The 18,969-nt window shown below is 68.3% G+C and carries 19 protein-coding genes; 7 read left to right on the forward strand and 12 right to left on the reverse strand.

Annotation, left to right across the window (positions count from 1 at the left end; all coding sequences use genetic code 11):
* Positions 1-10: 10 nt before the first annotated feature.
* The 3 genes from C1H66_RS02945 to C1H66_RS02950 are packed head-to-tail and all read right to left on the reverse strand — an operon-like array spanning position 11 to position 1,820.
* Positions 11-949 carry a hypothetical protein gene (locus tag C1H66_RS02945; protein WP_170064075.1) on the reverse strand — a complete coding sequence of 313 codons (939 nt, stop codon included), beginning with the start codon at positions 947-949 and terminating at the stop codon, positions 11-13.
* Positions 925-1,065 (reverse strand): hypothetical protein, encoded by a 141-nt coding sequence (locus C1H66_RS22800; RefSeq protein WP_170064076.1) that lies wholly within the window; start codon positions 1,063-1,065, stop codon positions 925-927. Before C1H66_RS22800 ends, C1H66_RS02945 begins: the two co-directional genes overlap by 25 nt.
* Entirely contained in the window at positions 1,062-1,820 is a 759-nt protein-coding gene (locus tag C1H66_RS02950; protein WP_102626417.1) for a VIT1/CCC1 transporter family protein, read from the reverse strand. The genes C1H66_RS22800 and C1H66_RS02950 overlap by 4 nt, the downstream gene beginning before the upstream one ends.
* 327 nt (positions 1,821-2,147) lie before the next feature.
* On the opposite strand from C1H66_RS02950, the gene C1H66_RS02955 reads away from it, so the two are divergent.
* The 3 genes from C1H66_RS02955 to C1H66_RS02965 are packed head-to-tail and all read left to right on the forward strand — an operon-like array spanning position 2,148 to position 5,048.
* On the forward strand, positions 2,148-2,747 hold the full coding sequence (locus C1H66_RS02955; protein ID WP_102626461.1) for an NADPH-dependent FMN reductase: 600 nt from the start codon (positions 2,148-2,150) through the stop codon (positions 2,745-2,747).
* Between the two features lie 47 nt (positions 2,748-2,794).
* Positions 2,795-4,540, forward strand: coding sequence for a M14 family metallopeptidase (locus tag C1H66_RS02960; RefSeq protein WP_102626418.1), 1,746 nt, complete (start codon positions 2,795-2,797; stop codon positions 4,538-4,540).
* Between the two features lie 58 nt (positions 4,541-4,598).
* Positions 4,599-5,048, forward strand: a complete 450-nt coding sequence (locus C1H66_RS02965; RefSeq protein WP_102626419.1) for a GNAT family N-acetyltransferase — start codon at positions 4,599-4,601, stop codon at positions 5,046-5,048.
* A gap of 127 nt (positions 5,049-5,175) precedes the next feature.
* Here the strand turns inward: C1H66_RS02965 and C1H66_RS02970 are convergent, their stop codons facing one another.
* Complete coding sequence (locus C1H66_RS02970) at positions 5,176-5,748, reverse strand: hypothetical protein (RefSeq protein ID WP_102626420.1); 573 nt, start codon at positions 5,746-5,748, stop codon at positions 5,176-5,178.
* Positions 5,749-5,789: 41 nt separating this feature from the next.
* Complete coding sequence (locus tag C1H66_RS02975) at positions 5,790-6,443, reverse strand: TetR/AcrR family transcriptional regulator (protein ID WP_102626421.1); 654 nt, start codon at positions 6,441-6,443, stop codon at positions 5,790-5,792.
* A 91-nt stretch (positions 6,444-6,534) separates the two neighbouring features.
* On the opposite strand from C1H66_RS02975, the gene fabF reads away from it, so the two are divergent.
* Complete coding sequence (fabF, locus tag C1H66_RS02980; protein ID WP_102626422.1) at positions 6,535-7,800, forward strand: beta-ketoacyl-ACP synthase II; 1,266 nt, start codon at positions 6,535-6,537, stop codon at positions 7,798-7,800.
* 67 nt (positions 7,801-7,867) lie between these two features.
* Here fabF and C1H66_RS02985 read toward each other — a convergent pair whose 3' ends face one another.
* The 4 genes from C1H66_RS02985 to C1H66_RS03000 form a co-directional block, all read right to left on the reverse strand.
* Entirely contained in the window at positions 7,868-8,497 is a 630-nt protein-coding gene (locus tag C1H66_RS02985; RefSeq protein ID WP_102626423.1) for a cell division protein ZipA C-terminal FtsZ-binding domain-containing protein, read from the reverse strand.
* Between the two features lie 398 nt (positions 8,498-8,895).
* On the reverse strand, positions 8,896-9,801 hold the full coding sequence (locus tag C1H66_RS02990) for a ribose-phosphate diphosphokinase (protein ID WP_102626424.1): 906 nt from the start codon (positions 9,799-9,801) through the stop codon (positions 8,896-8,898).
* Positions 9,801-11,381, reverse strand: a complete 1,581-nt coding sequence (locus tag C1H66_RS02995; RefSeq protein WP_102626425.1) for a thymidine phosphorylase family protein — start codon at positions 11,379-11,381, stop codon at positions 9,801-9,803. The genes C1H66_RS02990 and C1H66_RS02995 overlap by 1 nt, the downstream gene beginning before the upstream one ends.
* Positions 11,382-11,592: 211 nt before the next feature.
* Positions 11,593-11,934, reverse strand: a complete 342-nt coding sequence (locus tag C1H66_RS03000) for a zinc ribbon domain-containing protein YjdM (protein ID WP_102626426.1) — start codon at positions 11,932-11,934, stop codon at positions 11,593-11,595.
* Positions 11,935-12,080: 146 nt separating this feature from the next.
* On the opposite strand from C1H66_RS03000, the gene C1H66_RS03005 reads away from it, so the two are divergent.
* Positions 12,081-13,013, forward strand: coding sequence for a 2-dehydropantoate 2-reductase (locus C1H66_RS03005; RefSeq protein WP_102626427.1), 933 nt, complete (start codon positions 12,081-12,083; stop codon positions 13,011-13,013).
* 42 nt (positions 13,014-13,055) lie between these two features.
* Here C1H66_RS03005 and C1H66_RS03010 read toward each other — a convergent pair whose 3' ends face one another.
* A complete protein-coding gene (locus tag C1H66_RS03010) occupies positions 13,056-13,529 on the reverse strand; it encodes a YbhB/YbcL family Raf kinase inhibitor-like protein (protein WP_102626428.1) in 474 nt (157 codons plus the stop codon).
* A gap of 78 nt (positions 13,530-13,607) precedes the next feature.
* Between C1H66_RS03010 and C1H66_RS03015 the strand changes: the two genes are divergently transcribed.
* Both C1H66_RS03015 and C1H66_RS03020 read left to right on the forward strand, forming a co-directional pair.
* On the forward strand, positions 13,608-14,069 hold the full coding sequence (locus C1H66_RS03015) for a flavodoxin family protein (RefSeq protein WP_102626429.1): 462 nt from the start codon (positions 13,608-13,610) through the stop codon (positions 14,067-14,069).
* 225 nt (positions 14,070-14,294) lie between these two features.
* Positions 14,295-15,326 (forward strand): TAXI family TRAP transporter solute-binding subunit, encoded by a 1,032-nt coding sequence (locus C1H66_RS03020; RefSeq protein ID WP_205738621.1) that lies wholly within the window; start codon positions 14,295-14,297, stop codon positions 15,324-15,326.
* A gap of 87 nt (positions 15,327-15,413) precedes the next feature.
* On the opposite strand, the gene fadA is transcribed toward C1H66_RS03020, so the two are convergent.
* Both fadA and fadB read right to left on the reverse strand, forming a co-directional pair.
* The gene (fadA, locus tag C1H66_RS03025; RefSeq protein WP_102626431.1) at positions 15,414-16,592 is read right to left on the reverse strand and encodes an acetyl-CoA C-acyltransferase FadA; all 1,179 of its coding nucleotides are present in this window, start codon (positions 16,590-16,592) and stop codon (positions 15,414-15,416) included.
* Between the two features lie 27 nt (positions 16,593-16,619).
* Positions 16,620-18,797: a fatty acid oxidation complex subunit alpha FadB gene (fadB, locus tag C1H66_RS03030; RefSeq protein ID WP_102626432.1), complete on the reverse strand. Its 2,178-nt coding sequence runs from the start codon at positions 18,795-18,797 to the stop codon at positions 16,620-16,622.
* Positions 18,798-18,969 lie beyond the last annotated feature (172 nt).

An 18,969-nucleotide genomic window follows, 5' to 3' on the forward strand; every position in this document is an offset into this window, starting at 1 on the left:
CATGCCTCCGTTATCGTCCCCCCGGCGCCGCTTCCCTGGCCAGGGCCTGCTGGCGCTCGTACTCGCGCCGCTTCTGGTCGAGGTAGGTGGCCCGGTCGGTCTCGAAGAGCTGGCGGGGGTAGCGCATCGTCATCGTGAACCAGCGATCCAGGCTGGCCTCGAGGCGTTCGGCCTCGGGCAATGCACGAGTATCCAGATGCGCTTCCAGCGCCAGGTAGAAACGCATGACGTTGCGCTCGATCATGCCCCGCGTGCCCCCCACATGGGTCGGCTGCCCGTCCGCTCCCGTGCCTTCCAGCGTGAACCCCACAAGATCGCGCCCGCCGAAGGTGAAATAGCCACGCAGGGCGAGCCGCGCCCGCATGCCGAAGACCAGGGAGTAGCGCAGCTGGACCAGGCTGTGCTCATCGTCATCGGGTACCGCCCGCAACTGCAGGCGAAAGGCGCGAGTGCCGTAGGGCCCCTCGTCCCCTTCCAGTGCCACGTCCAGGTAGCGCGGCTCGCGGGCCACGACCCGCCACCGCAGATCGAGGCGCTCGGCATGCGCCGGATCGACCTGGTCCTGGCGCCCCACGAAGAGCGCCAGGGCGGTGCCCGCGGTACTCCCGCCCGGCCCGTGAAGGCAGCCCTTGACGTTGAGATGCAGGAAGAGGATCTCGCACCAGGCCGCGGGCGATGAGAGTTCGTCGGCGAGACGCTCGAAGGGCTGATGGACCCGGGCGTGGACGCTGCCGCTGACCGAATGGCTGCGCGCCTGCGAGTCGACCTGCAGGGGCTCGTCGAAGGGGGAGCCAGCGATCACGTCGCGCCAGCTATCGCGCAGCCAGTCGTCCTGGGCCATGGCGGGTCCCGGCAGTAGCCAGGCCAGCCATGCCCAGAGCACCAGCCACACCGGCCAGGCGAGGAGATCCGCCCGGACCGGAGTTATTCGTCGATTTCCTCGTTCCATAGCGCCGGCGACTCCTGGATGAAACCCTCCATCAGCGTAATGCACTCGGGCGACTCCCGGCGCTGGACGCTGCGGCCCGAGACCGGACTCCCCACGTCGCGGGCCGGCTCTGTCACGGGCCCACGCCGAACAGCAGCCTCGCCAGATGGCCAGTAAGGAAGGCCAGCCCCGCCGCGGCCCCCCCCACCAGCAGGGTACGCAGCCCGGATAGCAACACCGGCCGGTGATAGACAAGGCTCTTGCCCATGCCGATCAGGAAGAACATCAGCGCGGCCAGCGCCAGGCTCGCAAGGAACTGCTGGGTGATGTCGAGCCACGGCAGGGTATAGGGCAGCAGCGGCATCATGCCGACGAACAGAAAGGCGGCGAAGGTGGTCAGCGCCGAACGCATCGGGCTCAGGGCCACCCTCTGCAGGCCATGCTCTTCCACCAGCATGGTGTCGATCCACACCTGGCGATCGCGGCTGATGGTGTCCACCACCTGCTCCAGAATTTCCCCCTCGAAGCCTTTCCGGTAGAAAATCTGGCGTATCTCCTCGCGCTCCCCCTCGGGCACCCGGTCGATGTGCCCCGCCTCGCTCTGACGGACCCCTTCGATATGGTCGCGCTGGGCCTGGATCGATTCGTAGTTGCTGACCGCCATGCTGAAGCCATCGGCCAGGAGGTTGGCGAATCCCAGCACCAGGGCCACCGACGCGGAGAAACCGGCGCCGAAGGCAGCCGATACCACGGCGAAGGTGGTGACGCAGCCATCGATTCCCCCCAGGATGGCATCGGGGACCGTCTCCGCCCGCTGGGGAGTATTCAACCGGCGCCGAATCGCTTCGGGGTGATGATCATGGTCCAGGGGATCTCGACGGCTCCACTTCATGGCGGCCTCCCGTGACCTGCATCATCGCAGGGGCTCTTCCCCTAGCCTAGGAGGCTGTCGGACTTCACGCTGATCTACTGCGCAATCCGTGTCTCTCGCGACGACCGGTCAAATCCGACAGGCTCCTGGCCGGGATCTCATGGTAGTTGGCCCGACTCAAGGGCCCCCTGCCCCAGGCATCCGTCAGCAGTCGAGCGACGAGGCCACGCCTGGGATCACGACGAGCAGCCGTGCCCCGCGTCCCGCCTGGCGCAGACGGCCCATGACGGCCACTCTTGCTAGGGAAGCCCGTCAAGATGGAAACACCAGCCCATGGAGCCCGAGGACATGACCGATCGCACGCCCCCCATCCTGGTCTTCGCCGGCAGTGCCCGGGAAGACTCCTTCAACAAGCAGCTGGCCCGCCTGGCCGCCGACCGCATCGAGGCGCTGGGCGGCGAGCCCACCTTCATCGACCTGCGCGACTACCCGATGCCGCTCTACGACGGCGACCTGGAGGCCGAGAGCGGCCTGCCCGAGAACGCCCTGGCGCTGCGCCGGCTGCTGGCCGAGCACCAGGGGCTGCTGATCGCCTCGCCGGAGTACAACGGCTTCATCACCCCGCTGCTCAAGAACACCATCGACTGGCTCACCCGCCCCCATGAAGGCGACAGCGGGCTCAAGCTGTTCCAGGGCCGGATCGCCGCGGTGGTCTCCGCCTCCCCCGGCGGGCTCGGCGGCATCCGCAGCCTGGCGCTGATTCGCCAGTTGCTGAGCAACATCGGCGTGACGGTGCTACCGGATCAGCTCGCCGTGGCCAGGGCCAAGGAAGCCTTCGATGACGACGGCAGCCTGGCAAGCGACGGCCAGCAGCAGAAGCTGGACGCCATCTGCGGGCGGCTGATCGATACGCTGGACCGGCTCGGGGCCCAAGGCCCGCGAGCGTGAGGGACATCCCGCGGGGGGAGCCCGACTGACAGCGACGGAGGCACGGCATGGCGCTGGACGCACTCGATGGCCCTTTTCGGCATCGCTACCTGTCCCACGAGGCGCTGACGCGACAGCTCGAGGAGTGGGCCCAGGCCTTCCCGCAGCTGGCTCGCCTGCAGAGCATCGCCACCACCCCGCAGGGGCGCGACATCTGGGTGCTGACCATCGGCCCAGAGCCGGACCGCCGGCGTCCCGGGGTCTGGGTGGATGGCAACATGCACGGGACCGAGCTGGCCGGCTCCAGCGTCGCCCTGGCCGTGGCCGAGGCGGCCCTGGCCCTGCACCTCGCTCCCGAGGCCCTGCCCGGCGGCTGGCCGGAGCACCAGCTCCGGTTCCTGCGCGAGGTACTGTTCTACGTCTGTCCGCGCATCTCGCCGGACGGTGCCGAGCAGGTGCTGCGGCAGGGCGGTTTCGTGCGCTCGGCCCCGCGGCGCACCCCGGACAGTCCCGCCAGGCCCCACTGGCTCGCCCGGGACCTGGATGGCGACGGCCACTGCCGCTACCTGCGCCGGCACGACGAGGCCGGCGACTTCGTCGAATCGCCCAACCATCCCGGCCTGATGCTGCCGCGCCGGGTGGAAGACCCGCCACCCTACTGGCGACTCTATCCCGAGGGCGTGATCGAACACTGGGACGGCGTGACGATTCCCGAGCCCGACGCGCTGCGCGATACGCCGGACTTCAACCGCCACTTCCCCTGGGGCTGGCGGCCGGAGCCCGACCAGCTCGGCGCCGGCCACTGCCCCGGCGCCGAACCCGAGCCCCGTGCCGTCATCGATTTCGCCCTCGCCCACCCCAACCTCTACGCCTGGCTGAACCTGCATACCTTCGGCGGCGTGTTCATCCGTCCGCTCACCGATGCCCATGACAAGTGCATGGACCAGCATGACCTCGCGCTCTACCGGCAACTGGCCACCTGGGGGCAATCGCTGGTCGGCTACCCCACCGTCAGCGGCTTCGAGGAGTTCACCTACGAGCCGGACACCCCACTGCACGGCGACCTCACCGACTTCGCCTACCATCAGCGGGGTTGCGTGGCCCAGGTCTGCGAGCTCTGGGACCTCTTCCACCGGCTCGGCCGCCCCCGGCCCGAGCGCTTCATCGACCACTACACGGCCTTCGACCGCGAGGAGATGGGGCGACTGGCACAGTGGGACCTCGTCAACAATCGGCAGCGCCTGTTCCACCCCTGGCACCCCCTGGACCATCCGCAACTGGGGGCGGTCGAGGTCGGCGGGCTGGACCCGAGCATCGGCATCTGGAACCCGCCACCGGAGATCCTGCCGGCGATCTGCGACGGCCTCACCGCCTACTGGCTGCAGGTCGCCTCCCTCCTGCCGCGGCTGGTGATCGAGACGGTGCACTGCACGCCGCTGGGCGACGGCTACCGGGAGCTGGAGGTGACGGTCGCCAATCACGGCTACCTGCCCAGTCACGGGGTGCAGGCGGCCCGCGAACGGCCCTGGAACAGCGGCGTAGAGGCCACGGCCATCGCCACGGGCTGCCGGCTGCATGCCCCCGGCCAGGCCCGCCAGGTGCTGGGTCACCTGGACGGCTGGGGCCGCGGGCTGGGCGACACCGCCCATATGCCCTGGTTCCAGCGCTCACGCGGCAACGGCCACCAGGCGCGGGCACGCTGGGTGATACAGGGCGAAGGCGAGGTACGAGTGAAGGTCTACAGCCCGCGGCTGGGGGAGGTGATCCGCACGATCGCGATCCCGGGGGTGTCCGGTGCACCGGCCCCCTGCTGAGCGGCCGCGACGCCTCTGCCCATGCGGCGGGTGATGCCCCCAAAGCGAGGAACATGCGATGGACATAGCACTGAAGGACGTCACCGGCGAGAACTTCGAGGCCGTCATTGCGCTGGAGGTAGCGACACCGCAGCGTGACTATGTCGCTGACAATCTGTACTCCATTGCCGAATCGAGCTTCCATCCGACCTATCGGCCCCGCGCCATCTATTGCGACGGGGAAGTGGTCGGCTTTCTCATGTACGAATCCTTCGATCACGACGACCGGCCGCCTGCCTACAACATCTTCCGTCTCATGGTCGACCGACACCACCAGGGAAGAGGCATCGGACACAGGGCCATGCAGTGCGTGCTCGACGAGATCAGGGCACAGGGTCCCTTCGAGCGAATCGCGATCTGCTACGTGCCCACCAATCAGGTCGCCCGGGACTTCTACGCCAGCCTCGGCTTCCAGGAGACGGGGCTGAGCGAGGAGACCGGCGAGGTCATCGCCGAGATCCGGGGGTGAGGAGGGGCGCAGCCCGCACGCCCGCCAGGTGCTGGGTCACCTGGACGGCTGGGGCTGGGGCCGCGGGCTGGGGGAGGTGGTTCGCACGATCGTGATCCCGGAGGACGCCGCCTGGCATCGGCACGGGTCACCGGTGGCCCGGCCGAGGCTCCCAGCGGTGACGGTGCCGCTCCCACCACGCCCGCGCATGGATCCGGTTCTCGTGATTGGTGCTCTCGGTGAGGACGGTGCCCAGCAGGAGCGCGTCACCGCCGGTCTGCGCCATGACGGCCGGGTCCTGGGAGGCCAACTGCAGGGCATAGAGCACCAGCATGAGTTCGTAGGGGTCGTGGGTCTCGATCCTGGCGAACAGCAACGGAATCGCCAACTCGCCGAGCTGCCCCAGCTGCTCCGCCGCCGTGTACCAGGTGCGCGGATGCTCGACTCCGCCGTAGGTCTGCGTGAAGCGCCGGTCGGACAGTCGGCTGATGTAGTAGTGAGCCCGGTCCTCGGGGGTATGGAAATAGGGCGGCAGCCAGGTGACATCCACCGCCGGCGCCGATGACGCCTCCTCGCGTACCTCGCTTGCCTCTCCCACGGCTTCCGGTTCCGGGGCCGGAGTATCGTCGCGCGGCGACGGGGCGGGCGGTTGCGAACCGCAGCCGCCCGACAGCAGCACGACCAGCAGCACGATCAGCGAGGGATGGCCCCGTACTCTCATCTTGCGGTCACTCCCCTAATCGCCCCGGCACGCGCCCGACCTCAGTCGCCCTGGCCAACGGCGCCGAGCATGCCATCCAACTCGCTCTCCTTGACGCCGAGCATCAGCAGGATCTGCCGTTGGGCGGCCTCGAGTATGTTCCGCCGCTCCTCTTCCTCGGGCAGGCTCTTGGCGATGGCGACGGCGCCCACCAGGGAGGCGAGGATCGCGCGGGACTTCTCGGCGATGACCTTGCGGTCGGGCTCGAAGGGCAGTTTCTTCAGGCGACTCAAGGCGATGAGCCGGGTTTCCAGCATCTTCCGCATGCGCTGGTACGAGGCCTCGAACAGGGTCCTGATCTCGGCGTTCTCGTTGCCTATCTCGTTGAACAGCACCGTTTCCGGCCCCGGCTCGTGCTTGCGGGCCAGCTCCTGGAGGTTCCAGTAGTTGGCCACCAGGGCGGTCAGGTGTTTCACCGACAAGGGCCCCTTGACCAGCCGCGCCGCGCGGCTGCCTTCCAGGGTTTCGTGGATGGAGGCATTGTAGAGGGCCTCCTTCGACTCGAAGTGGGCATAGAAGGCCCCATGGGTCATCTTCGCCAGCTTCATGATCTGCCCGATGGAGACCTTGTCGAAGCCATAGCGACAGAACAACTCGGTGGCAGACGTCAGGATTCGCTCCCTGGATCTTGCCTTGTGCGCTGCTGAATATGGCATGACCACCTCGCCGTCACGAGACTGAATATTATCTTGATCATATCTAGCCCGATGCTAGGTTTGCCGCGACCCTTGACCTTCAGGAGACACCATGAAATCACCGATCGTCATCACGGGCATGGGCATGATCAGTCCCCTCGGATGCGGCGTCAAGGCAGCATGGAGCCGCCTGCTGGAGGGGCGCTCGGGCATCGGCCCGATCACGCGCTTCGACACGGGCGACTTTCCGGTCAAGATCGCGGGACTGGTCCCCACGATCGACGACGACGCCGAGGCCGGCCTCGACCTCGATCGGGTCGCCGACAGCAAGGAGCGGCGCAAGCTGGAGCTGTTCAGCCTCTACGCCATGGCCGCCGCGCAGCAGGCACTGGCACAGGCCGGCTGGTTCCCCGAGGGGGAGGCCGAACAGCGGGCCACCGCGACCATCGTGGCCACGGGAATCGGCGGCTTCCCCACCATCACCCAGGCGCAGGACACCCTCACCCAGCGCGGCCACCGACGCCTCTCCCCCTTCACCGTGCCGGCCTTCCTGGCCAACATGGCGGCAGGCAACCTCTCCATCCGGTACGGCTTCCGGGGACCGCTGGGCTGCCCGGTCACGGCATGCGCGGCGGGCATCCAGGCCATCGGTGACGGCATGCGCCTGTTGCGCAGCGGCGAGGCCGATGTCGCCCTGGTAGGCGGCGCCGAGGCCTGCATCGACCCGCTCTCGCTGGCCGGCTTCCATGCGCTGAAGGCGCTCTCCATCGAACGGGATGAGCCGACCCACGCTTCGCGGCCCTTCGATCGGGCGCGCAACGGCTTCGTGATGGGCGAGGGAGCGGGACTGCTGGTGATCGAGACCCTGGAACATGCCGAGGCGCGAGGTGCGACGCCACTGGCGATCCTCAGCGGTTACGGCACCAGTGCCGACGCCCACCACATCACCGCCGGACCGGAAGACGGCGCCGGTGCCGCCGCGGCCATCCGCACCGCCCTGCGCATGGCGCAGCTGTCACCCGAGGAGATCGGCTACATCAATGCCCACGCCACCTCGACGCCCGTGGGCGACCGCGCCGAGGTCGCCTCGCTCCGGAGCGTGTTCGGGAATGGGCTCGCGGGCATCCCGATCTCCTCCACCAAGTCGGCCACCGGCCACCTGCTGGGCGCCGCCGGCGGCGTCGAAAGCATCTTCTCCGGCCTGGCCGTGATGCACGATCGACTCCCCCCGACCCTGAACCTGGAGAGTTCGGACGACGACATGCAGGACCTGGACTTCGTGCCCGGGGCGGCGCGCGATGCGGTCACCCGACACGCCCTGTGCAACGGGTTCGGCTTCGGCGGGGTGAACGCTGCCCTGATCGTCAGCAAGGTATAAGGCAACGCGGCCCCGGGGTCACGGGGGCAGGCCCGCCGGGGTGTCGGCCGATGTCGGCGGGTACGCCTCAGTGCGCATCCTCGCGAAGCCGTTCGAAGGCTTCCGGCGAGATCAGCCGGCGCTCGGCATCCAGGATCTTTCCCCCTAGGTCGGCCACCGCCTGCGTGAAGTCGATCAGGGTGTCGGGACTCCGGGCCACGCGACGCTTGTTGACGAAGTTGATCAGGATCGATACGCCGCTGACGATCGGCTGCTTCCCGCCTTCGTGCAGCGGCGGCAGGGTGCCCGGAGGCGAGGCGTTGGCGATGGTGAGCCGGTAGCCACCCCGCGGCGCCGGTACTTGATAGATGCCCAGCTTCGCGTTGTACCGGGCGCCGGCGCCGGCCAGCAGCCCGGCGAGCCCGCGGTTGGTCTCCTCCCCCGGCCGGTCGAGCACCACGAACAGGCACTGCTGAACGTCCTTGGCAGGCCGAGGCCGTGAGGAGCCCCTGGCCGGCCTGGCGTCCAGAACGACAGGCGCTTCGATCGCCGGCCGCGGCTCGCTCGACCGTTCGCCCAGGGCGACCCGGCGTTCCCGGGGCGCCGCGTCCTCATCCCGAGGGCCCGGTCTGCCCGTGACATAGAGCACCGCCACGCACGCCAGGGCGCAGAACAACGCCAGGCTGGCGAGCAGCATCACGCCGATGAACGGGTTCATCTGGACTTGCCTCCTTGCCAGTCCCCCCTGATCGGGGGGAGTCCCCAAGGATATCGTCCCGACGTTGCCGTACTTTAGATAACAACAGTAACGGGGCACTGCCTCGCCGTCTGCGTCTAGACCTTCCAGGGCAACGGCGGCGGCATCAACCGCTCACCGTCGAACTGCGGAATGCTGCCGAAGCGCTCGCTGCCCTCCTCCCAGTCGCGCAGCCCCGCGGCACCGCCCTTGAAGACCGCGGGGCCGGCGTGATCGAGGAAGCACCGGGCGGCGCTGTCGCGACGGCAGCACCCGGTTGATGAGGGTGCTCATGGGGCACTCCTTCCGGAGCGGTCGAGAAGCGGAGTCGGCCCGTCGAGGGCCTGGCCTCAGCATAGGCAGCTTGGCGCCGGGCCGCCTCAGGCTGGTCCGGCCACTACCTGTACCAACCTCTCTGCCAGCACCGGGGCCATGGCGATGGCATTGCTCTCGTGGGCGATGCAGTCGGTGCTCCAGACCTCCCCCACCCCGGCGGCCTCGATCACCGCCAGCGCATCGCCGGCGAAGAGCGCATGGGTGATGGCCACGTCGACCGAGGCGGCGCCGGCGGCGAGCACTTGCTCGGCGGCACGGGCGAGGGTGTGGCCGGAGCTGGCGACGTCGTCCATCAGCACCACCTGGCGACCGGTAAGCGCCAGGTCGGGGAGCTGGATCTCCACCTCCCGGTCACCGTGGCGCACCTTGCGGCATACGTCGTAGTCGAAGCCGGTGACCTCGGCGGCTCCCTGCACCCACTGCAGCGCCTCCTCGTCGGGGCCGATCAGCAGCGCCTCGCGGCGCTTCCCCGCGATCAGCTCGGCCAGGCGCGGCGCGCCGGAAAGTGCGATGGCGTGCTCGATGGGGATCGCCTGGTCGAGGCGGTCGATGCGGTGCAGGTGCGGGTCCACGGTGATCACGGCATCGAACAGCTCGGCGAGAAAGCCACCAACGATGGTCTGGCTGACGATCTCGCCGGGGTGAAAGGCGATGTCCTGGCGCATGTAGGCCAGGTACGGCGCCACCAGCACCAGGCGCTTCACGCCCTGGCGGCGGGCATGGCGGGCGAGCAGCAGCAACTCGATCAGCTTGTCGTTGGGGCGGTCGAGGCTGCGGTAGATCACCTGGGTGTCGGGGAAGGTCCCGGCCTCGGCGAAGGGCAGAGTGAGCTTGAGCTCCTCGTCGGGGAAACGGTGGCGGTCGACGGCGTGGGCGGGAAGACCCGCCGCCTCGGCCAGGCGGGAGGCGGGGACCGCCTCGTCGGGGAAATGGAGCAGTACGGTGGTCATCAGAACTCCACGTTCAAGCGGGTGATCTCGTCGGCGCGGCCGAGGGTGATGCCGCTGTCGCGCGCGCTGGAGCGGTGGGCGAAGGCGAGCTCGTTGCGGTAGGCGGCATAGACGCGGTAGAGCGGCTGGCCGGCCCCTACCGTATCGCCGATGCGCACGAACGCATCGATCCCGGCACCGGCGGCCATGGGGGCACCGGCCAGGTGGGCGATGCGCGCCAGCTTGAGGTTGTCGATGGCGATGACCACGCCGGCCGCGGGCGCCACGGCCTCGTAGCTCTGGGGCGCCAGCGGTGGGTCGTCCGGGTCGAAGGGGTGCTCGCCCTGGGCGCGGATGATCGCCTGCATCTTCTCCAGTGCCCGGCCGGAATCGAGGATGTCCCGGGCGATGCCGAAACCGTCACCGCCGCGCACGTCGGGGTCGAACTCCAGCATCCGCCCGGCCAGGCGCAACGACTTCTGGCGCAGGTCCATGGGCGCCTCGCGGTGGTTGGCGAGCACCCGCATCACGTCGCGGGCCTCGAGCACCGGGCCGATGCCACGGCCGATGGGCTGACTGCCGTCGGTGATCACCACGTCAAGGGTCAGCCCCATGCACTTGGCGACGAACTCGAACAGCCGGCGCAGCTGCCGAGCCTCGGGCATCGAGCGCACCTTGGCGTGGGGCCCCACGGGGATGTCGAGCAGCAGATGGGTGGAGCCGGCGGCGGCCTTCTTGGAGAGGATCGAGGCGACCATCTGGCCGGGCGAGTCGATGGCCAGCGGCCGCTCCACCGAGATCAGCACATCGTCGGCGGGCGAGAGCTGGCTGGTGCCGCCCCAGGCCAGGCAACCCCGATGGGTGCGCACGATGTCGCCCAGGTCATCGAAGGGCAGGTCGACGTTGGCCAGCACCTCCATGGTGTCGGCGGTACCCGAAGGCGAGGTGATTGCCCGCGACGAGGTCTTGGGGCAGAGCAGGCCGTGGGCGGCGACGATGGGCACCACCAGCATGGAGGTACGGTTGCCGGGGATGCCGCCGATGCAGTGCTTGTCGACCACCGGGTGCTCGTGCCAGTCGAGCCGACGCCCGACCCGGCTCATGGCGTCGCTGAGGTAGAACACCTCCTCGCGGTCGAGCTCGCCGCGGTCGCAGGCGACCACGAAGGCGGTCAGTTCGATCTTGGAATACCGCAGCTCGGCGATGTCGCGAATGATGTCGCGGAAGTCATCCCGAGAGAGCCGCTCGCCGGCGAGCTTGCGGTGCAGGGCGGGAATCGAGGCCGGCGGCTCGGCCTGGGCGACGCTCACCGGGCTGCCCTCCCCCGCTCCCAGCGAGGCGAAGGCGTCCTCCGAGAGGCCGAGCTGGCCGCAGCCGACGATGGCGGTGTCGTCTACCACGTTGAGGCTCGCCAGGATACGCTGGCCGTTGGCGCGCACCTCGACCTTGGAGAGCGCCTGGAAGCCCTCGGCGCGATACAGCGCGCAGTCACGGTGCAGGTAGGCGACGTTCTCGCGATAGGTGTCGATGCCCACGCGCTTGAGCATCAGCGGCGAGAGGCTATCGTCCGGCGCATCGACATCGGGTCGGATCTTCTTCATGGCGCCTTCCAGGCAGCGGGAGCCGGCACGACGGCCGGCCCCCTGTCACGGATGGCTCCATCCTAGCAGTGCCCCGACAAGGCGTCATTTGATCGGGCGCAAGAGCGCACGTCTCGTTCCCTGCCGAGGCGAAGGCGGGTCGTCTCAGGCCTCGCGGCCCAGCAGGGTCGCGCCCATCGACGGATGCCGATCGGCGCGACCCGGGCTGTGTTCAGGCCTTCTTGACGAACTCGGACTTCAGCTTCATGGGACCGATGCCGTCGACCTTGCAGTCGATGTCATGGTCGCCCTCGACCAGCCGGATGTTCTTCACCTTGGTACCGACCTTGACCACCGAGGAGGAGCCCTTGACCTTGAGGTCCTTGATCACGGTGACGGTGTCGCCATCGGCCAGGACGTTGCCGTTGGCATCGCGCACCACCTTGTCGTCCTCGGCCGAGTCGCCGCCGGCCGCCTTCGACCACTCATGGCCGCATTCCGGGCAGACGAACTGGATGCCGTCGTCGTAGGTGAATTCGGAGCCACAGGCCGGGCAGTTGGGCAGATCGCTCATGAAGGAGTCCTGGTTGCGAAAGGATCGGAGGAAAGCCGGCAAGCCTACACCGCCGGGCGGGGCGGCACCAGCCGGGGGCCCCGATGCGAGACGCCGCGTTTGGCGTTAGGCTCCCTGAACGACAACGCAACCCGGAAGGACGGAACATGAGATTCGCGATCATGGGCAGTGGTGGTGTCGGCGGCTACTTCGGCGCTCGCCTCGCCGCGGCCGGCGAAGAGGTCACCTTCATCGCCCGGGGCGAGCACCTGGCGGCCATTCGCCGCGACGGCCTGAGGGTCTCGAGCATCCAGGGCGACGTCACCATCGCCCCGGCCAGCGCCACCGACGACCCCGCCACCGTGGGCGTGGTGGACTGTGTGCTGGTGGCGGTGAAGGCGTGGCAGGTGCACGCGGCCGCCGAGGCCATCCAACCCATGGTCGGCCCCCATACCGTCGTGGTACCGCTGGAGAACGGCGTCGAGGCGGCCGACACCCTGGCCGGGGTGCTGGGCAAGGAACCGGTGATCGACGGCCTGTGCGGCATTCTCGCCTGGCGCGAGGGCCCCGGGCATATCCGCCATGCCGGTGTCGATCCCTTCGTGCGCTTCGGCGAACGCGACAACCGGGCGAGCGAACGCACCGCCCGGCTCAAGGCCGCCTTCGACAGGGCCGAGGGGGTGAGTGCCGAGGTTCCCGACGATATCCAGACCGGGGTGTGGAGCAAGTTCCTGTTCATCTGCGCCATGAGCGGCATCGGCAGCATCACCCGCGCGCCCATCGGCGAGACCCGCGCCCTGCCCGAGACCCGCGCCCTGATCGAACGGATACTGGCCGAGATCGAGGCCGTGGCCCGGGCCCGCGGCGTGGCACTGCCCGGCGACGCGGTATCTCGGGCGATGAAGTTCATCGACGCCCTGCCTCCCGAGAGCACCGCCTCCATGCAGCGTGACATCATGGCCGGGCGCCCCTCCGAGCTGGAGTCCCAGAATGGCGCCGTGGTGCGGCTCGGGCGGCAGTACGGCGTGGCCACCCCGGTCAACGCGGTGATCCACGCCGTCCTGCTGCCGCAGGAGAGAAAGGCCCGGGAGAACGCATGATGCTCCGACGTGCAGGCGGGCCGCGTCACGGCGTCCAGCGTCCTAGCGCTGGTAGGTCCCCACCAACCGGTTCATGCCCAGCAGGTGGGGCTCGATGTGCTTGAGCAGTTCGGCGAGCGACAACCCTTGCGGCAGGTCGGTGACCTTGTCCAGCGCCAGCACCCAGAAGTAGTACTGGTGCACCCCGTGACCCTGCGGGGGCATGGGGCCACCGTAACGGGACTTGCCGAAGTCGTTCAGGCCACCGGTGCCCGCCGTGGTGCCCTCCTCCAGCGAGGTGGTCGCTGCCGGCAGGTTGTAGAGCACCCAGTGCACGAAGCCGTAGCTGCCGTTCTGCACCAGGGGGGCATCCGGGTCATGGCAGATCACCGCGAACCCCCTGGTGCCCTCGGGTGCATCGCGCCAGGCCAATGCCGGCGAGACATCCTTGCCCTCGCCGGTGTGCTTCACCGGGATCGCGCCCTGCGCCTCGAAGGCGGGACTCTCCAGTTGCATGGTCGAGAGTGCAAAGGCCATGACGGTCAACCTCCTTGCTCGGTAAGTTGGCGGGACTGTGCCGCCTCAGCGTCGGAGAAAGACGATAGACTGTCAATCATGAGACGCCTGCTGATCGTGGCCCATGCGCCCTCCGCCAATACGCTCAAGCTCCGTGAGGCCGCCGAGCGCGGCGCCCGTCATCCGGATATCGAGGCCGTGGAGGTGGTGGTCAAGGCGCCGCTCGACGCCGGCCCCGACGACGTGCGCGCCTGCGACGCCATCCTGCTCGGCACCACCGAGAACCTCGGCTACATGAGCGGCGCCCTGAAGGACTTCTTCGACCGCAGCTATTACCCGGTGCTCGAGGAGAAGCAGGGGCTGCCCTGCGCGCTCTATATCCGCGCCGGCCATGACGGCACCGGCACCCGTCGCGCCGTGGAGAGCATCGTCACCGGGCTGCACTGGCGGTGGGCACAGGAACCGCTCACCCTGCGCGGCGAATGGCAGGACGATTTCGTCGATCAGGTGGAGGAGCTGGGCCTCTATCTCGCCGCCGGGCTCGACAGTGGGATCCTGTGAGCCCCTCAGTCGAGTAGCGGATACCCCACACGGCTGGAGAGCGGCACCGTGCGGGGCAGCCGGCTATGCTTTCCTCAAGGAAGGTCATCTCGCCTGTCACGAACCTTCCATGTTGGCTCGCCCCCCTGCGTGGCAGGCCAAGGATCTCAACGGAGGGACGCCATGCACACCGACCCAAGAGCACCTCGATGTGCCCCTGCTCGTCTCGTCGGGGCGACTTGCCTCGTGGGCCTGCTGGCCGGACTGCCGATTCCGGGAAGCCTCGTCGCCGACGAAGGGCGCATCATCATCGGCACGGCGAGCCCCGCCGGCGTCTATCACGTCACCGGGCGTACGCTCTGCCGGCTGCTGGAGTCCCCCTGCACCGCCCAGACCAGCGACGGCTCCGCCGCCAACCTCCAGGCGATACGCCAGGGCGAGGTGACCATCGCCCTGGCCCAGTCGGACCTCCAGCATTATGCCGTGTCGGGCATCGAAGGGTTCAGCGATGCCGGGCCCGACGACTCGCTGCGCTCGCTCTTCTCGGTGCATGGCGAACCCTTCACCCTGGTGGTCCGCCGCGACAGCGGGATCCGGGAGTTCGACGACCTGCGCCAGCGTGCCGTCAACGTCGGCAACCCCGGGTCAGGCCAGCGCGGCACCATGATGACGCTGCTCGAGGCCAAGGGCTGGACCCTCGATGACTTCAGCCTGGCCAACGACCTGCCCGCCGACCAGCAGTCGCTGGAGCTGTGCCACGGCAATGTCGATGCCATGGTCTATACGGTCGGTCACCCCAATGCCTCGATCGAACAGGCGATCCGGCTCTGCGATGCGGCGATCATCGACGTGGGGGGCGAGGCGGTCGACCGGCTGGTGGAGGAGACCCCCTACTTCACCCGGGCCACGATTCCCGCCAGCATCTACACCCCCGATCAGCCGGCCGTCGAGACCTTCGGCGTGCGCGCCACCCTGGTCGCCTCGGCGGCCACCGACCCGGAGATCATCCATACCATCGTCACGGCGGTCTTCGACGATCTCGACCACTTCAAGTCCTACCATCCGGCCTATGGCGAACTGACCGTCGAGTCGATGATCACGGAGGGACTCTCGGCCCCATTGCATGAGGGCGCCCTGCGTTACTACCGGGAACGGGGCTGGATCGAGGCCGACGACGCCACGGAAGAGGAAACGTCGGACGAGAGGGATGATGAACACGAGGAGACCGCGGAAAGCGCAGCCCCTGACGAGCCGGATGACATGAACGAAGACACTTGACCATCGTCGCTGCCACGAACGCCGACGGCACCCCGCGGGGTGCCGTCGGCGTCTGGTGGCCCGGCCGCTCGTCATCGGCCGGCCACGCTACTTGAGGCGCTCGAAGACGGTGGCCACGCCCTGGCCCATGCCGATGCACATGGTGGCCAGGCCCAGGGTGGTGTCGCGCTGCTGCATGACGTTGAGCAGGGTGGTGCAGATACGCGCCCCGGAGCAGCCCAGCGGGTGACCCAGGGCGATGGCACCGCCGTTGAGGTTGACCTTGTCGTCCAGGGCGTCGAGGAACCCGAGGTCCTTGAGCACCGGGATCCCCTGGGCGGCGAAGGCCTCGTTGAGCTCCACGGTCTGGATGTCGTCGCTGGTCAGACCCGCCGCCTTGAGCGCCTTCTGCGAGGCCGGCACCGGGCCGTAGCCCATGATCGAGGGATCGCAGCCGGCCACCCCGGTGGAGAGCACCCGGGCGAGGGGGGTGAGGCCCAGCGCCTGGGCGCGTTCGTGGCTCATCACCGCCATGCCGGCGGCACCCACGGAGAGCGCCGAGGAAGTCCCGGCGGTAACGGTGCCGCCCCGCGGGTCGAAGACCGGCTTGAGCTCGGCCATCTTCTCCAGGCTGGCGTCGGCACGGATCACCTCGTCGCGGTCGACCCGCACCCTGAAGCCGCGCTGGTCGTGTCCCTCCACGCCGACGACCTCGTTGTCGAAGTACCCCTTCTCCATGGCGGCCTGGGCGCGCTGGTGGGAGCGCACGCCGAACCGGTCCTGCTCCTGGCGGGAGACGCCATGCATCTTGCCGAGCAGTTCGGCGGTCAGGCCCATCATCATGGCGGCCTTGGCGGCATACTTGCTGGCGGCCGGGTTGACGTCGACGCCGTGCGTCATGGGCACATGCTCCATGTGCTCGACGCCACCGATGACATAGAAGTCGCCCATGCCGGCCTTGATGTTGGCCGCGGCGATATGCAGCGCGGTCATCGACGAGCCGCACAGGCGGTTGACCGTCTGGGCCGGCACGCTGCGCGGGATGCCGGTCATGATCGCCGCGTTGCGGGCGATGTTCATCGACTGCTCGAGGGTCTGGTTGACACAGCCCCAGATGACGTCGTCGACCTCGGCCGGGTCGAGCCCCGGGTTGCGCTCGAACAGCGCCTGCATCACCTCGGCGGAGAGGTTCTCGGCACGCACGTGGCGGAAGGCGCCATGCCTGGCCTTGGCCATGGCGGTACGCACGGCGTCGACCACCACGATGTCTCTCGGATTCAAACTCATTGCTCGCTACTCCTGTGCGTGGTGGGTTCAGCTCTTGGCCTGGCTGGAATAGAAGCGCTCACCGGTTTCGGCCATCTTGCGCAGCCTGTCGGTGGGGGCGTAGAGCGGGCCCAGTTCCTCGGCCAGGCCCTCGGCCAGCTCGACGAATGCCGCCACGCCCATGGCGTCGATATAACGCAGCGCGCCACCGCGGAACGGCGGGAAGCCGATACCGTAGATCAGCGCCATATCGGCTTCTGCGGCGCTGCCCACGATGCCATCCTCGAGGCAGCGCACGGTCTCCAGGCACAGCGGCACCATCATGCGGGCGATGATCTCCTCGTCGCCGAACTCGCGGCGCTCCTTGGCCACGCTCTTGACCAGCTCGATGGCGGCCTCGTCGCTGACCTTCTTCGGCTTGCCCTTCCTGTCTTCCTCGTAGGCGTAGAAGCCCTTGTCGTTCTTCTGCCCCAGCCGCTCGTTCTCGACCATCAGCTGGATGGCGCTCTTGCCATTCCCCCCCCCCATGCTGGCCATGCGCTCCGGGAAGCCTTCGGCCATCACTTCGCCGGCGTGCACGGCGGTGTCCATGCCCACCACGTCGAGCAGATAGGCGGGCCCCATGGGCCAGCCGAACTTCTCCATCACCTTGTCGACCCGCTGGAAGTCGGCGCCCTGCTCGACCAGTTGGCTGAAGCCGCCGAAGTAGGGGAAGAGCACGCGGTTGACCAGGAACCCCGGGCAATCATTGACCACGATGGGCGTCTTGCCCATGGCGCGAGCGTAGGCCACGGTGGCCGCCACGGCGGCGTCACCGGTCTTCTCGCCGCGGATCACCTCGACCAGCGGCATGCGATGCACCGGGTTGAAGAAGTGCATGCCGCAGAAGTTCTCGGGACGCGACAGGTTGGCCGCCAGGCGAGTGATCGAGATGGTCGAAGTGTTGGAGGTGAGGATGGTCTCCTCGCCGACCAGGCCTTCCACTTCGGTGAGTACCGCATCCTTGACCCTGGGGTTCTCGACCACCGCCTCGACCACCAGGTCGACGTTGCCGAAGTCGCCGTAGGAGAGCGTCGGGCGGATATTGGTGAGCTTCTCGGCCATCTGCTCGGTGGTCAGCTTGCCTCGTTCGACCTGCTTGGCGAACAGCTTGCGAGACTCCTTGAGGCCGAGCTCGATGGCGTCCTCCTTGATGTCCTTCATCAGGATCGGCGTGCCCCTGGAGGCACTCTGGTAGGCGATGCCGCCGCCCATGATGCCGGCCCCGAGAACCGCGGCCTGCTTGACGGGTCGGGCCTGCTTCTCGTACTGGCCGGCCTTCTTCTTGACCACCTGGTCGTTGAGGAACAGCCCGACCAGGTTGTAGCAGACATCGGTCAGCGCCAGCTTGGCGAAGGCCTTGGCCTCGATGGCCTGGGCGCGGGCACGCTCCTCGCCGGCCCCCTTCTGAATCACCTTGATCGCCTCGATGGGCGCCGGGTAGTGCGGCCCCGCCTTGCCGGCCACGTAGCCCTTGGCAGTCTCGAAGGCCATCATCTGCTCGATGGGGCCAAGCTTCAGCGGGCCGGTCTTCTCATCGCGGCGGGCCCGGTAGTCGAGCTCGCCGGCGTTGGCGCGAGCCAGGATGTCCTGCGCCGCCGCCTCGAGTGCCTCGCCCGGCACCACCGCGTCCACGGCGCCCATCTTCAGGGCCTCGGCCGCCTTGTTCTCGCCGCCGCCGGCGATCCACTCGATGGCGTTGTCGGCGCCGATCAGGCGCGGCAGGCGCACGCAGCCGCCCCAGCCCGGCAGGATGCCCAGCTTGGTCTCCGGCAGGCCGATCCTGGCGCCCTCGGCCATCACACGGAAGTCGGTGGCCAGGGTCACCTCGCAGCCCCCCCCCAGCGCCAGGCCGTTGATGGCGGTGACGGTGGGGAACGGCAGGTCCTCGATGGCGTTGAAGATGTCGTGAACCCTCAGGTTCATCTCGACCAGGTACTCCTCGCCCTTGTCGAAGATGCCGTGGAATTCGGTGATGTCGGCACCGACGATGAAGACATCCTTGGCACTGCCGATCACCAGCCCCTTGAGATCGTTCTCGACCTGGAGCGCCTTGACCGCGGCCTCCAGCTCGGTGACCACCGCACTGGAGAGCTTGTTGATGGACTCGCCCTTCAGGTCGAAGGTGAGCGTGGCGATGTCGTCGCCGCTGCGTGCCACCGTGATGGCATTGCCTTGATAGATCATCCGCGAATCTCCACGATTTCATACGGCCGTTTGAATGACTACAGCTTGGTCCACTCCGGCGGTGACGTCAAGCCCCGATCGGATTGCCCCGCGAGCGATGGCGACGTGGCATATCCCCACCGCCCGGACCAAGCTGGTAGGATCCGAGTCTGGTCCTGATCAGGGTAGTCGA

The sequence above is a fragment of the Halomonas heilongjiangensis genome, assembly GCF_002879645.1.
GTDB lineage: Bacteria > Pseudomonadota > Gammaproteobacteria > Pseudomonadales > Halomonadaceae > Halomonas > Halomonas heilongjiangensis.

Bases quoted from the DNA above. Each gene is read 5' to 3' on its own strand.
- C1H66_RS02945 (WP_170064075.1), bottom strand. From the start codon at position 949: ATGGAACGAGGAAATCGACGAATAACTCCGGTCCGGGCGGATCTCCTC.
- C1H66_RS02950 (WP_102626417.1), bottom strand. From the start codon at position 1,820: ATGAAGTGGAGCCGTCGAGATCCCCTGGACCATGATCATCACCCCGAA.
- C1H66_RS02955 (WP_102626461.1), top strand. From the start codon at position 2,148: ATGACCGATCGCACGCCCCCCATCCTGGTCTTCGCCGGCAGTGCCCGG.
- C1H66_RS02960 (WP_102626418.1), top strand. From the start codon at position 2,795: ATGGCGCTGGACGCACTCGATGGCCCTTTTCGGCATCGCTACCTGTCC.
- C1H66_RS02965 (WP_102626419.1), top strand. From the start codon at position 4,599: ATGGACATAGCACTGAAGGACGTCACCGGCGAGAACTTCGAGGCCGTC.
- C1H66_RS02970 (WP_102626420.1), bottom strand. From the start codon at position 5,748: ATGAGAGTACGGGGCCATCCCTCGCTGATCGTGCTGCTGGTCGTGCTG.
- C1H66_RS02975 (WP_102626421.1), bottom strand. From the start codon at position 6,443: ATGCCATATTCAGCAGCGCACAAGGCAAGATCCAGGGAGCGAATCCTG.
- fabF (WP_102626422.1), top strand. From the start codon at position 6,535: ATGAAATCACCGATCGTCATCACGGGCATGGGCATGATCAGTCCCCTC.
- C1H66_RS02985 (WP_102626423.1), bottom strand. From the start codon at position 8,497: ATGAACCCGTTCATCGGCGTGATGCTGCTCGCCAGCCTGGCGTTGTTC.
- C1H66_RS02990 (WP_102626424.1), bottom strand. From the start codon at position 9,801: ATGACCACCGTACTGCTCCATTTCCCCGACGAGGCGGTCCCCGCCTCC.
- C1H66_RS02995 (WP_102626425.1), bottom strand. From the start codon at position 11,381: ATGAAGAAGATCCGACCCGATGTCGATGCGCCGGACGATAGCCTCTCG.
- C1H66_RS03000 (WP_102626426.1), bottom strand. From the start codon at position 11,934: ATGAGCGATCTGCCCAACTGCCCGGCCTGTGGCTCCGAATTCACCTAC.
- C1H66_RS03005 (WP_102626427.1), top strand. From the start codon at position 12,081: ATGAGATTCGCGATCATGGGCAGTGGTGGTGTCGGCGGCTACTTCGGC.
- C1H66_RS03010 (WP_102626428.1), bottom strand. From the start codon at position 13,529: ATGGCCTTTGCACTCTCGACCATGCAACTGGAGAGTCCCGCCTTCGAG.
- C1H66_RS03015 (WP_102626429.1), top strand. From the start codon at position 13,608: ATGAGACGCCTGCTGATCGTGGCCCATGCGCCCTCCGCCAATACGCTC.
- fadA (WP_102626431.1), bottom strand. From the start codon at position 16,592: ATGAGTTTGAATCCGAGAGACATCGTGGTGGTCGACGCCGTGCGTACC.
- fadB (WP_102626432.1), bottom strand. From the start codon at position 18,797: ATGATCTATCAAGGCAATGCCATCACGGTGGCACGCAGCGGCGACGAC.